The sequence below is a fragment of the endosymbiont of Lamellibrachia barhami genome (assembly GCF_011947365.2).
Classification (GTDB): Bacteria; Pseudomonadota; Gammaproteobacteria; order Chromatiales; family Chromatiaceae; genus QGON01.
Map to the genome: position 1 here is coordinate 3230226 of NZ_JAAVSH020000001.1, position 13372 is coordinate 3243597.

The 13372-nt window shown below is 48.2% G+C and carries 10 protein-coding genes and 1 pseudogene; 9 read left to right on the forward strand and 2 right to left on the reverse strand.

The window, feature by feature from the left end; translation table 11 throughout:
- Window positions 1-64: 64 nt before the first annotated feature.
- From G9Q73_RS14765 to G9Q73_RS14775, 3 genes are read left to right on the forward strand one after another with little or no spacing between them, the layout of a single operon-like run.
- Entirely contained in the window at window positions 65-1045 is a 981-nt protein-coding gene (locus tag G9Q73_RS14765) for a cytochrome-c peroxidase (RefSeq protein ID WP_177420455.1), read from the forward strand.
- A complete protein-coding gene (locus G9Q73_RS14770) occupies window positions 1042-4275 on the forward strand; it encodes an EAL domain-containing protein (RefSeq protein ID WP_177420456.1) in 3234 nt (1077 codons plus the stop codon). Before G9Q73_RS14765 ends, G9Q73_RS14770 begins: the two co-directional genes overlap by 4 nt.
- Before the next feature lie 42 nt (window positions 4276-4317).
- Window positions 4318-4677 (forward strand): hypothetical protein, encoded by a 360-nt coding sequence (locus tag G9Q73_RS14775; protein ID WP_177420457.1) that lies wholly within the window; start codon window positions 4318-4320, stop codon window positions 4675-4677.
- Window positions 4678-4887: 210 nt separating this feature from the next.
- Here the strand turns inward: G9Q73_RS14775 and istB are convergent, their stop codons facing one another.
- Both istB and G9Q73_RS14785 read right to left on the reverse strand, forming a co-directional pair.
- On the reverse strand, window positions 4888-5631 hold the full coding sequence (gene istB, locus G9Q73_RS14780; protein WP_177421469.1) for an IS21-like element helper ATPase IstB: 744 nt from the start codon (window positions 5629-5631) through the stop codon (window positions 4888-4890).
- Window positions 5624-7197, reverse strand: a protein-coding gene (locus G9Q73_RS14785; RefSeq protein ID WP_246345293.1) for an IS3 family transposase whose coding sequence is annotated in 2 segments (ribosomal slippage) — window positions 5624-6735 and window positions 6735-7197 — 1575 coding nt in all. Because the reading frame shifts where the segments join, the coding sequence is not laid out codon by codon here. The genes istB and G9Q73_RS14785 overlap by 8 nt, the downstream gene beginning before the upstream one ends.
- 267 nt (window positions 7198-7464) lie before the next feature.
- On the opposite strand from G9Q73_RS14785, the gene istA reads away from it, so the two are divergent.
- The 6 genes and pseudogenes from istA (at window position 7465) to G9Q73_RS14815 (ending at window position 12828) form a co-directional block, all read left to right on the forward strand.
- Window positions 7465-8151: an IS21 family transposase gene (gene istA / locus G9Q73_RS14790; RefSeq protein WP_177421470.1), complete on the forward strand. Its 687-nt coding sequence runs from the start codon at window positions 7465-7467 to the stop codon at window positions 8149-8151.
- Window positions 8142-8315, forward strand: a pseudogene (locus G9Q73_RS14795) (ATP-binding protein); the annotation flags it as partial. The gene istA and the pseudogene G9Q73_RS14795, both read left to right, overlap by 10 nt.
- A 51-nt stretch (window positions 8316-8366) precedes the next feature.
- Window positions 8367-9752, forward strand: a complete 1386-nt coding sequence (locus tag G9Q73_RS14800) for a tetrathionate reductase family octaheme c-type cytochrome (protein ID WP_369408961.1) — start codon at window positions 8367-8369, stop codon at window positions 9750-9752.
- On the forward strand, window positions 9752-10351 hold the full coding sequence (locus G9Q73_RS14805) for a cytochrome b/b6 domain-containing protein (RefSeq protein ID WP_177420459.1): 600 nt from the start codon (window positions 9752-9754) through the stop codon (window positions 10349-10351). Before G9Q73_RS14800 ends, G9Q73_RS14805 begins: the two co-directional genes overlap by 1 nt.
- A 193-nt stretch (window positions 10352-10544) precedes the next feature.
- Window positions 10545-11888 (forward strand): OprD family outer membrane porin, encoded by a 1344-nt coding sequence (locus tag G9Q73_RS14810; RefSeq protein ID WP_177420460.1) that lies wholly within the window; start codon window positions 10545-10547, stop codon window positions 11886-11888.
- Between the two features lie 418 nt (window positions 11889-12306).
- Entirely contained in the window at window positions 12307-12828 is a 522-nt protein-coding gene (locus G9Q73_RS14815) for a hypothetical protein (RefSeq protein ID WP_177420461.1), read from the forward strand.
- Window positions 12829-13372 lie beyond the last annotated feature (544 nt).

Here is a 13372-nt window from a genome sequence, read left to right on the forward strand (position 1 = left end):
GGGATGCAATTCCAGTCAGGTTGTTACAAAATAGGCAAAAAATTGGAATTAAAGCCAGCCCAGCATGGACATCTATCTGATTAATTTTATAAGAATAATTACATTCTTACTGATTGCACTCACAGCATCCTCTTCATCTGCTGCAGATGTGGAGCTGGATGAGCCTATTCTGCCTCTTCCTCTGGTTCAGAACCTGGCCCCAAAAGTAGTCGCGATAGGGGACAAGCTTTTCCATGACCCCCGCCTTTCCCACGACAACACCATCAGTTGCGCACATTGCCACCGATTGGCGACAGGTGGAACCGACATGTTGCCCAAGTCTTTCGGCATTCGTGGACAGACCGGGACTATCAAAGCCCCAACGGTGTACAACAGTGCCTTTAATTTCGTCCAGTTCTGGGATGGCCGTGCGGCAACACTGGAGGAACAAGTCAGCGGCCCAATCAATCATCCTCTTGAGATGGGTTCCAGCTGGCTGGAGGTCGTCAATAAGTTGGAAGCCGATCCTGAGGTACGGGAAGCCTTTCATGCCCTCTACTCCGATGGTGTCACTCCAGAAAATATCAAGGATGCTATTGCCACGTTTGAACGCTCTCTGGTGACATCCAACTCACGTTTTGACCAGTGGCTGCGGGGCGATGAAAATGCCATAAATGATACTGAGCTGGAAGGATACCTGAAGTTCAAAGATTATGGCTGTGCCAGCTGCCACCAGGGCATGAACGCTGGGGGAAATATGTATGGATATATGGGCGCTATGGGGGACTATTTTTCTGTGCGGGATACACCGGTAACAGAAGCTGACTTGGGCAGACAAAACGTCACCGGACTGAGTGAAGATCGTTTCCTGTTCAAGGTGCCCAGCCTGAGATTGGCTGCCATCAATGGCCCCTACTTCCATGACGGCAGTGCTGAAACACTTGAGGAAGCAATTAAAATCATGGCACGTCACCAATTGGGCCGGGATATTCCCACCAAGGACGTAAAATCCATTGTCTCTTTTCTTAGCACACTGGTCGGTGAGCACCCAAGGCTCAATCCATGATCCAGCATCTCCTTGGCCCAAGACGTTTCCTGCCGTTTCTGTTTATTGTAGCAGCCGCTGTTGTTCTTCTGACTTCCTTATGGGTAAAGGAGGCGGATCAGTACGCCAAACAATCGGATCTCTTGATCCAGATGAAAGAACTCGACGCCCGTCTGGATCGGGATGTGCTGCGGGTCATATCTTTCCTGTTGGTGCAATACGATCCATTGGTGGAGACCACAAAGCGGTTACGTAAGCTAGAGGAAAAGGCAAAAGATCCCAAACTCTCTTTCTATGAAAGTAAAGGCAAGAGGATGGACGATGCCATTGATACCTATTGGGCTTCAGTGACAGAAAAGTTGCAGCTGCAGGAGAGAATCAAGTCACAGGCTGCCTTTGTCCGCAATGGGATCCACTATCTTCCGGTGGCGGTACAGGATCTGAAAGAAATTGATGATAACGTCTACGAAGAGGTGATGGTGTTGCTCAATCAACTCTATCGATACAACCTCTCTTCCAGCAAGACTGAACTCAGTCGGATTACAGAGCAGATAGACGTTCTGAAACTACTGAATGACCTTCCGTCAACTCATCAGAACACCCTCAATAACATCATTTTTCATATGCAGGCCAATCTGAAAGGGCTTGCCCAGCTCAATCAGTTGGAGGCTCGTTACCTCTCGGTTCCCAGTCATCAACAATTTGAAACCCTGCACAATATCCACGAAACCTATCAGGCAGAGGATACCCGCCAAAGTCGGCAGATCAGTATGGTGCTGTCGGTGATCATCCTGTTCCTGCTCATGGGGTTATGGCAACTGCTGCGTAAACTCGATACTGCCCGCCAAGTCGCGGAGCAGTCCTGGAACAGATTGCACGATGCTGTCGGAAGTCTGTCTGAGGCATTTGCGCTGTTTGATAGTGATGAGCAATTAGTATTGCACAATAATAAATTCGAGAAATTCTATCCTTGGTTGGGAGACCGGCTCCAGAAGGGTGTTTCGCTGAAGGAACTACTGAGCAGAAATCCCATTGCGTTCGAACGAAGCACGCTTGATGGCGTAAAAATTGAAAATGAAATGCCACTTGAACTCTATCTTGAGCGTCCGGATAGCCATCGGTGGTACCTGGCAAGTAATAATCGTACCACCGAGGGCGGCCTTGTCTGTGTCCGCACCGATATCACCGAGTCGAAAAAAGCTGAACTTGAACTGCGCAAACTTAGCCGCGCGCTGGAACAGAGTCCGGCTTCTGTTGTCATCACCGATACGGACGGGATCATAGAATATGTCAATCCCAAGTTTGAACAGATTTCAGGATATACGGCCAGTGAGGCTATTGGACAGAACCCCAGAATAATGAAAAGTGGCGATAAGTCCCCGGAAGAGTACAAGGAGATGTGGGACACCATTACTGCAGGCAAAGAGTGGCGAGGTAACTTTCATAATAAACGTAAGGATGGATCTATCTACTGGGAGTCAGCATCGATATCGCCACTGCGTAACGAGCAGGGTGAGGCAACCCATTTTATTGCGGTTAAAGAGGACGTCACTGCACAGAAACGGGCCGAAGACCTGTTGAGGATGAATGCCACGGTTTTTGATACCACGACTGAAGGCATCATGGTAACTGATGCCGATAACCGAATTAAAACTGTCAATCCTGCATTCAGCCGTATCACCGGCTATGAGGCGAGCGAAGTTGTTGGACGGGATCCCAGCATCCTAAGTTCCGGGCGTCAGGAGAAGTTATTTTATCAGGAGATGTGGGAGACGGTCTCACATCAGGGCCATTGGTCGGGCGAAATATGGAACCGCCGCAAAGACGGCAGTGTCTATCCCCAATGGCTCTCCATTGCTTCCATCAAAGATGAAAAGAGCAGGGTGAGTGAATACGTCGCTATTTTTTCCGATATTACTCAACGTAAGGAAAATGAGGAACAGATTCGCTACCAGGCGAATTATGATGCGCTTACCGGATTACCCAACCGCTCCCTTCTGCAAGACCGCCTTTCGCAAGCCATCATGTCGGCTGGACGAGAAGGGTGGGGATTGGCACTGTTGTTCATCGACCTGGATAAATTCAAAGTCGTCAATGACAGTTTTGGCCATGTGATCGGTGACGAACTGCTGCAAATGGTTGCCGTACGCATCAAGGCCTGCGTACGGGAAGTTGATACCGTAGCGCGTTTTGGTGGCGATGAATTCGTAGTTTTGCTACAGGACATTTCTGAACCGGAAGATGCTGCGAAGGTTGCCAGTAAAATTATCGGAACGGTCTCCGAGGTGTTTGATCTTTCAAGTCGCGAAATCTTTGTTGGCGCGAGTATTGGCATTACCCTCTATCCTGAAGATGCTGATACTCCAGACACGCTACTGCAGAATGCAGATATGGCGATGTACCTGGCAAAAGATACAGGACGCAACCGCTTTCAGTTTTTTACCGCAAAAATACAGGAGCAGGTCAGGGTTCGCCAAAGTCTGGAACATGATCTGAGACAGGCTTTGAAGCGGGATGAATTCGAGCTCTATTATCAACCTGTCGTAGATGCCGACAATGAATCAATTATTAGTGTTGAGGCGCTCCTGCGGTGGCATCATCCACAACTGGGCTTTGTGGCGCCAGATACCTTTATTCCTCTTGCAGAGGAGATCGGTTTGATAGGAAAGATCGGGATGTGGATATTACATACCGGTTGCCGGCAGGTGCATGAATGGCATCAGGCAGGTTTGGGTGATATTGAAATCGCATTCAACCTGTCTGGCAGACAAAGGGAGTTGGGGTTGACTGCAAATGATATCTCTCTGATATTGCGCGAGACAGGTCTCTCCGGTGAATTCCTTACCCTTGAAATTACTGAAAGTGAGCTTATAGAGGACACAGCAGAGGAGATTACCTGGCTGCAGTCATTTAAAAATGTAGGTGCCAAATTATCCATAGATGATTTTGGTACCGGTTACTCATCACTTAGCTACTTAAAACGTTTCCCGGTGGATATTTTGAAGATTGATCGGGCTTTTGTAGTTGATCTGCCTGACCACCAGGATGATGCTTCTCTCGTTGAGGCAATTGTTGCCATAGCAAAAAGCCTTAACCTCAAATTGGTAGCCGAGGGTGTAGAAACCCGAGCCCAGGCAGAGTTCCTAAAGAAAATTGGTTGTGATTATCTACAAGGCTACTATTTTGGTAAACCAATGCCTGCAACTGAACTCGCTAAAAAGATTAGCGGCGTTACTGGTCCAGCTTCCTAGAAAATTTTACTGATAAGTTGACGATGTTGATAAATAGTACAGGTGCATAATACTTATTATGTTAAATTGGCTGTGTTCAAGTTTATTCGATGGTTTGTTGATAAATCTCATTTGATTTGTGAACTCTCGGGATTAAAATCCGCGTCCTGCCGTGGCTATTGGCACTCGCACACAATAAAAAAGGCGGAAAGGTATCAGCCCTTCCGTCTTCATTTGATTTACCGCTGCGCGATCTCTCGTGCAGCCGCTGAGGAGTTACCAGTATTGAAGGTGTCACCTGGTCCAAAGCCAGAGAAAATGACGGCGGCATTTGATATAGAAGAAAAAATCAATAGAGCGATCACAAGAAGAATGCGGGATTTTTTTGTCATTATTGCCATAGTCATTTCCCCTTTTTCCTAACATTAGGACAGCTTGCACCGAAGCGGAGCGGGGTTTATGTAATAACGAGAGAAACGAATACACAAAAACCTCGTAGCTTTTCCCACTGGGTGTGATTATTAGTCTGAGTTGTTAATTAATTCTGTATCTGTGCGTATTCTGGCCATTCCGATCACTGATTCTGGTTTTATCCGATCACCTGACCATCCCAGCGCGATGAACCTCATAGTATCACTCTGAGTGATCGGATTCATTAAACTCACTCATGACCTTTCTCATCGACTCGCCCTTCAATTTTAGCTTATGGCTATTGTGTAGCAGGCGGTCCAGGATGGCGTCAGCAAGCGTCGCATCACCGATGGTTTTATGCCACTGTGTTGTCGGTAGCTGACTGGTCACCAGCGTGGATTTAAGACCATGTCGATCATCCATGATCGTCAGCAGGTCATTACGCTGACACAGGTTCATTTTCTCCAGCCCCCAATCATCCAGTACCAGTAAATCGGTCTTTGCCAGTTGTTGAGTCAGTCGGGTAAAGCGACCGTCTCCATGGGCTATCGTCAGCGCCTCAAGCAACCGTGGCATACGGAAGTAGCGAACTGATAACCCCTGCAAGCAGGTTTGCGTTGCCAGCGCACAACCAAGATAGGTTTTACCGCAACCGGTGGGGCCGGTGATGAGTACGTTGTGGTGCTGTAGTATCCAATGTGTACTCAATAAATCAGCAAACTGGCTTTTCATAAGCCCACGGGGATGGCTGTAATCAATGTCAGCCGGATTAGCCTGCAGTTTTAGTTTTGCCGCTTTAAGCAGGCGAGTGATTTTGTTGTTATGGCGATGCGTGGATTCCCGGTCTATCAGTAACGCCAGGCGTTCGCTAAAGCCAAGCTCGTCATGTGTTGAAGGTTGCGACAGTTGTTGTTCAAGTCCATCAGCGGTGTTTGTCAACAAAGTTGTCCGATTTTTCTCATGCAGCCTTAAGCAATTTCTGCTCTTCAGCACGCACCTCTTTTGGTGGATTCAACCAGACTTCAGTCACTGGACTCCAGTCCCTGAGATTGCCTGACCACCGCTGTGGATTTTTCTCTTTTGCTAACTCATAAACCGCCTTCCTTTTCTTCAATATCTCACTGTCTTGTCCATTGTGTCGCTCGTTTGGAGTAACATACTGGATCGAACTATGGCGGTGCTCTTCGTTGTACCAATGCACAAATTCATGCACCCATTTGCGGGCTGAATCCAGATCCTCGAAGGGTTTGTTTGGATACGCCGGTGTGTACTTCAATGTACGAAAAAGACTCTCTGAGTAGGGATTGTCATCACTTACAGAAGGGCGGCTAAATGAGGGAACTACACCCAGCTTCTGTAACGTAGCCAGCATGGTGGCTCCTTTCATGGGGCTGCCATTATCTGAGTGTAGTACCAACCCTTCCTGATGAATCCCTTCAGTCAAACAGGCCTTTCTGATTAACTGACTGGCTAGCTCAGCACTCTCTGTTTCGTGAATTTCCCACCCTACAATTTTGCGGCTGAAGATGTCTTCGATCAGGTAGAGATAGTAGAACATCCCACGAATCGATGAGGCCAAATAGGTAATATCCCAGCTCCACACTTCATTGGGTGCTTCAGCTTTGTATCCTTTTGGTTTTGTAACGACTTTTGGCGTTTCGGCACGCCCTCTACGATTCACCTGTTCAACCTCTCTCAGCACTCTGTAGAAGCTTGATTCAGAAGCGAGATACCTGCCTTCATCGGCCAGTCTGGGCACAATTTGTGATGGCGGCAGGCTCTTGTATTGCGGTTGGTTACACGTCTCAACAATCTCATGCCTCTCTTCTTCAGTAAGCTTGTTGGCAGGTGTTCTTGCTGCCGCTGACTCCTTGCGTCGATCTTTTAGCGCCTGCTCTTTATGCAACTGCTGCTTCCAGCGACGCAGGGTGCGTGGATCGATCTCTATCACCTCACATGCCTTAGGTTGGCGTGCACCTGCTGTGACTGCCTCATCGATCAGATTGATGGCCATCTGGCGGTCTTCAGGGACAATCATTCTTCCCCTCCGCCCCCCCAGATGGCCTGGGCTTTTTTTTCGAGTATAAGTAGGGCTGCAGCCTCTGCAAGCGCTTTCTCTTTGCGTCTTAGCTCTTTCTCAAGTTGGCGTGATTTCTTCTTCTCCTTTTGCCACATGCTCCGCTCTGCCTTGGTGAGTCGTTCCGTACTGTCGTTGCCTGTAGCTGCACCCTCTTTCCAGCGTGAGATCTGCTCAGCATAGAGTCCTTTTTGACGACAGTACTCCGAAAGTTCATGCTCATTCAGCGCAGCGGTCTCAATGACCACAGCCAATTTATTTTTACCACTCCAGTTTTCTGGATTTGATGGATCTGCTGGCACTAACTTCCCCTCATTCTGATACTTGTTTTTCCAAGTATACAGGGTGGGTTCTGAAACTCCGGCCTCTCGACTCACTTGAGCTACTGACATGGAGTTGGGAGACATCATCTTCTGTACAATCTTCTCTTTGAATTCTTCGCTGTAGCGTGGCATCTCTTCATCACTTACCACCCCCTTTTGGGTTAAATTTACTGATTCAAAACAGCGGACATGTATGCTGACACAGGGGGCAGTGGCCGACTATATAAAAAGGGCCGAGCAAGCCAATCTCAACTGGCCCATTCCCAGCAACCTGGAAGAGCGTGATCTGGGACTTTTATTATTCCCCACACAAGCAGTGACAGGGCAGCGGCGCTTTGCTGAACCGGACTTCCTGACCTGCTATAGCGATCTTAAAAGCAAGACGGTGACCCGCATTTACTGTGGCAAGAGTATCGTCAGCAACACCCAAAAGATGGCTATAGCTATGCACAGTTTTGCCATCGGTTCAAAGAATGGCAAGGCAAACAAAAACGCAGCATGCGCCAGATTCATATTGCCGGTGAAAAACTATTTGTAGATTATGCCGGTCCAACCATGGAGGTGATTAACCCCGATACGGGTGAGGTGCGTACAGCAATCTTCGTTGCTGTACTGGGTGCTTCCAGTTACACCTTTGCCTGTGCGCACTGGAGTCAGCAGTTACCGGACTGGCTCGATGCTCATGTTCAGGCGTTGACTTTTTTTGGCGGTGTGCCAGAAATCATTGTGCCAGATAATTTAAAAAGTGCGGTCAGTAAAACACACCGTTATGACCCAGAGATCAATGCCAGTTATTTACAATTATCAGCGCATTATCAGACAGCCATCATTCCAGCGCGGCCACTGAAACCCAAAGACAAATCAAAGGCAGAAATCGGGGTTCAAGTTGTTGAACGCTGGATCATGGCAAGGCTGCGACACCAGCAGTTTTTTACGCTATCTTCTCTGAATCAGGCCATCCGTCCATTAGTCGATGAACTGAATGATAAGTCCTTCCAAAAACTGCCCGGTACCAGGCGTTCGCAGTTCGAGCAACTGGATAAACCAGTATTACGCCCCTTACCTTCAAACCGTATACGCTGGTGACCAGTCAGCTACCGACAACACAGTGGCATAAAACCATCGGTGATGCGACGCTTGCTGACGCCATCCTGGACCGCCTGCTACACAATAGCCATAAGCTAAAACTGAAGGGCGAGTCGATGAGAAAGGTCATGAGTGAGTTTAATGAATCCGATCACTCAGAGTGATACTATGAGGTTCTTCGCGCTGGGATGGTCAGGTGATCGGATAAAACCAGAATCAGTGATCGGAATGGCCAGAATACGCAAACCGGGCAGGTTTTGGGCAAAAAAAGAGTTGTGAACAGCTTTTGCGGTTCGATTACAACCAACTACGCGCGCTGTACCAGTTGCCATATCGGCTACGGCTGGAAGGACGATAGTTTTGATTTCTCATCCGAAGAGAATGTCGACTGTCTTGTCTGTCATGACACAACAGATACCTACAAGAAATTCCCAACGGCTGCGGGTCATCCTACCTATGTCGACAAACCTTTCCCTAAAAAAAGCAAGAAGATTTGGAAAGCACCCGATTTAACCAAGGTCGCCCAAGCTGTTGGTAAGCCACGCCGTGAAAATTGTGGGGTTTGTCACTTCTACGGCGGCGGCGGTGATGGTGTAAAACATGGCGACCTTGATTCATCAATGACCAATCCTCCCCGTACGCTGGATGTTCACATGGGTGTGGATGGCCTGAACTTCGTCTGTACGGAGTGCCACAGCACAGACGGCCATGATATAAAAGGAAGTCACTATACCTCTGTCGGGAAAGATAGACACGGCATTGATATTCCTGGGCGAGATGACCATAACAGGGCATCCTGTGAATCCTGCCACGGTGACAAACCGCATGAGGAAACCATTAACAATAAGATTAATGATCACACCGACAAGGTAGCCTGTCAGACCTGTCATATTCCGACTTATGCGAAAGGTGGTGTGCCTTCAAAGACTTGGTGGGACTGGTCGACTGCAGGGCGCATGGATGGCGATGGCAAGCACCTGAAGATGAAAGACGAGAATGGGTATGTAACCTATGTGACCAAAAAAGGCACCTTCGAATGGGGAGAGAACCTTGTGCCGGAATACGCCTGGCTGTCAGGCGAGATCCGTTACCAGGAACTCGAAGACCGGTTTGATCCTAACAGTGTAGTGCCAATCAATACGTTCAAAGGGGACTACAACGATCCTGACGCCAGAATCTGGCCCTTCAAAATCATGCGGGGAAAACAACCCTACGACAAAGGCAATAATACACTGGTTATCTCTCACTTGTTTGGTAAGGACAGTGAGGCCTATTGGAAATCGTTCAATTGGAACCGCGCCATTAAAGCGGCAATGGATGCAGCAGGTGCGGATTATAGCGGAGAATATGGCTTTATCGAAACTACCATGCACTGGCCGCTTTCTCACATGGTTGCACCTAAGGAAGAAGCGTTGGGCTGTAATGAATGCCATAGCAGAAATGGGCGACTGTCGGAACTCACTGGTTTCTACATGCCGGGAAGAGACAAGAGCGATCTGTTGGATCTAATTGGCTGGTTGGCTGTGCTTGGAACACTGGGTGGTGTATCGCTTCACGGTTTTGCCCGGGTCTTTTTCAGTAGAAAGAGGAGGAATGGCTGATGTCAAATGAAATGATCTATACTCGTTTTGAGCGTATCTGGCATTGGGTGCTGGCGATTCTCATTCTCCCCTTACTGCTCACAGGATTTGAGATACACGGGGATTACACGATGTTGGGTTTTGAGCAGGCTGTGGATACGCATATCCTGTTTGCCTGGGCACTGATGGGGCTATTGGTGTTTGTCATCTTCTGGCATATGACAACAGGGGAATGGAAGCAGTACATCCCATCCAGTAAAAACAATCTGATGGCTATGCTTCGCTACTATGCGGTCGATATCTTTCTGGGGGGTGGCCATCCCTTCCATATGACGCGAAAAAGCAAGCTCAATCCAATGCAGCGTTTGGCCTATCTATCACTGCATGTGGTTATTACTCCAGTAACCTGGGCCAGTGGCCTGCTTTATCTGTTTTACACTTCATGGGGTGACTGGGGACTTGAGGGATTAAGTCTCACTGTGGTTGCAATGGTTCACATGGCTGCCGCCTTCGCCATGCTTGCTTTCTTGATCGTGCATCTATACCTGGCAATTACGACCAGTGAAAAACCATTTGGGTATGTCAAAGCAATGATCAGCGGGTACGAGAAAAAAGAATAGGTTCTTCAGGCCATTTTTTATTCTCAAAATGATTGTGTTGGCTTATTTATAGGGAGAGTCCAAGAAATATTTCGACGAATAAAAACAAGGTATCCATGAAGTAAAATAATCCATTCAAAGTTTCTGTTCAGCAGTTACAGAACAGGATGGCACACGCGATATAACCAATGAAAAACCGAAAGGGGAGTAACTAATGAAAAAACTTGTGGCGCGGGCAATTATCCCGGCGGCGACTGTATTAGCTTTGATCTCACAACCTGCATGGTCGATGGGTCTTAAATCCGATGGCAAAGATTATGGCAACCTGAATCTTTATGTTAAAGCGATGAGCATCCTCTCTGCCGAGGATAATGGCTATGATCCCGATGATGGCACCTCTTATCTGCTCAAGCTGAAATACCAAACACCATCGTGGAACAACCTGAATGTGGGTGTCGGATTCTACGCCAACGGTGATCTTTTCAGATTAACCGACTTCGATACTGATGGGCGTGTTGCACGTGGCATGTTTGTAACAGATGATGGATCCACAAAGTCACAACTCGGCGAGATCTATCTCAAGTACAATCGTGAAAAATTTGCTCTGGATGCGGGTCATCAGTTTTATAAGACGCCGCTGACTACCATTACTTACAGTACTATGCCGAACTTTTATTCAGCCTACAGCGCCAAGACTACGGTCGTTGAAAATGCTGTGTTCGGCATCGCACAAATTACGGACATGTCATTTGGTTCCCGGGCCATGACTGACTTTGCACTGATTGGCGAAGGTACCAAATCAGCAGGCGCTGCAATCAAAGCGAGCACCATCGGCCAGGCCGAGTTTCACCGCATCAGTACCGCAACCTTAGGTGCAGGCGCACCCAGCACCAACGGTATAACCGTATTAAATGCCGGTTACTCAGGTATCAAGAATACTGAACTGGGGCTATGGAACTATTATGTGGATGATATCGCCAACAATATCTACGCCCATGTAGACACAGTATTTCCGATGAAGGGCATGAAATTGAAGCTGTCCGGCCAGTTTCTGAACCAGAAGGAAATAGGCGATAAACTGGCTGGTGACCTGGACTTTAATCTGTTCGGCGCCAAGGTTGCTTTGGGCAACAAAAAGTGGTCCGTATATGGCGCCTTTAACACCTCTAGTGGTGATACTGCCATGCTGAACGCCTGGGGCGGCGACCCTGCTTACACCAGTTCCATATTCTCGCGTAACGAATACCGGGAGAACGTAAATGCCTACAAAATTGGGGGTTCGTATAAGATCCTCAAGAACTTGATCGTCAAGCTAAACTATGTAAATTACGGGCAGTCCGAGACTTCTGCTCCCCGTAAGGTGCTGGGTCTTGCCGGATTGGGCACAGTTGCACCGCAAACCGATGCCTATGAGACAGATCTCATAGTGGTCTACAAACCTCAAAAGAATCTGATGCTCAAAGCATTTCTTGCTGACCGTACAAGTGAATATAATGGCATCGAGGGTAAAGACCTGACCCAGACGCATTTAAGGGTTATCGCCTCTTATAGCTACTAATTTCCTTTCATTCTGAAATCTTTGCGCTTGACAGAACGAGGTCGTCAGCAGACAGGCTGCTGTGTATGTTTTCTGATGACCTCGTTCGTCAGCGCAATTTTTGAACCACGACGCATGCGTACAGACGTATCGTCAAACCGATAGTCCCACTGAAAACTAAAGGCGTATCCGGGACTCTTTTCTCCAGAGGGATAGCGTAAACGCGCGAATCCTGCCGATATTGCAGAATCCACCCACCCTATCTTCCCCCACCGCTAAAGTTAGGATGCCGATCCACCCTGTCCACGACATCGCCTATGTGATCTAGCTCTCAGGAATACGATCCGTTGGTGCCGGCATTGAGAATTATCAATTACTCTATTAGATTATACTTATATTCTAATGCCTTGTTATCAACCAACGTTTCAGGAGCAGTATCATGAAAACGTTATTCAAAACCCTTTCGACCTCCGCACTCATTCTTATATCCGGCCTTACAATGGCGACTCCAGAGGAGATGGAGAGGTACGATCCCACCTTAAACTACTACCGCACCTTCTATGGTCCCGATGCCGTCGGTGAGCCTCTCGCAGAGGTGGAGAATCCGCAAACAAGCGAGTTGGATGGTCCTTACATTAGCTACTACCGCACCTTCTATGGTCCCGATGCCGTCGGTGAGTCTCTCGCAGAGGTGGAGAATCCGCAAACAAGCGAGTTAGATGGTCCTTACATTAGCTACTATCGCACCTTCTATGGTCCCGATGCTGTCGGTGAACCTCTCGCAGAGGTGGAGAACCCACAAACAAGCGAGTTGGATGGTCCCTGCATTAGCTACTACCGTACCTTCTATGGCCCAGATGCTGTTGGTGAAACTCTTACCAAGACTGATCAGACCTACGAGCAAACCGCTGAAGTAGACCTCTCATCGATGGATGATCCGACCAACTACTATAATTGGTAGCACCATCGGCATAAGGTGCCTGCCCGCTGGGGCAGGCATCTAATCCTCACCTAAGGAGCCTCAGAACAAGGCTGCCTATCCACATTAGTCACAAGAAGCCAGCTATTGGCTTTTTTGTTTGCCCTGCGAAACGACAAACTGATCCTCTGAAGAAGGGGCGTCACCCCGATCGAGGGGAAGACAATCCGATTGGCAAGGGCGTAGCTGGTAACGGCTGGGTCTGAAGGAAGCCATAGGAAGTAAGCGACACATAACGCAAGTGAACCTGGTTCGGCACAACAGGTGGGTCAGCCTGCGAAATAGGGCGAAGCCTAATACTCGGTCAGGCCTGTGGTGTGTTGCAGGATGGCGTTGCTTACCGGGAATTTGTAGTAACGGGGAAACGCACAGTCCTTGTTTCAGGCTCACTCATCAGGAGACTCAAGATGTTTGGGAGTGTGAGGTGGCGAATAGACTCGTAGTATTGATGAAGTTCCAGCGCAATGAAGCCTGGTAACAATTATTGGAGAAAACCGGAATGACCATGACGGGAGTTCAGTGGGTA

Coding starts and splice junctions, on each gene's coding strand:
- G9Q73_RS14805 (WP_177420459.1), top strand. CDS start 9,752: ATGTCAAATGAAATGATCTATACTCGTTTTGAGCGTATCTGGCATTGG.
- G9Q73_RS14815 (WP_177420461.1), top strand. CDS start 12,307: ATGAAAACGTTATTCAAAACCCTTTCGACCTCCGCACTCATTCTTATA.
- G9Q73_RS14770 (WP_177420456.1), top strand. CDS start 1,042: ATGATCCAGCATCTCCTTGGCCCAAGACGTTTCCTGCCGTTTCTGTTT.
- G9Q73_RS14810 (WP_177420460.1), top strand. CDS start 10,545: ATGAAAAAACTTGTGGCGCGGGCAATTATCCCGGCGGCGACTGTATTA.
- G9Q73_RS14765 (WP_177420455.1), top strand. CDS start 65: ATGGACATCTATCTGATTAATTTTATAAGAATAATTACATTCTTACTG.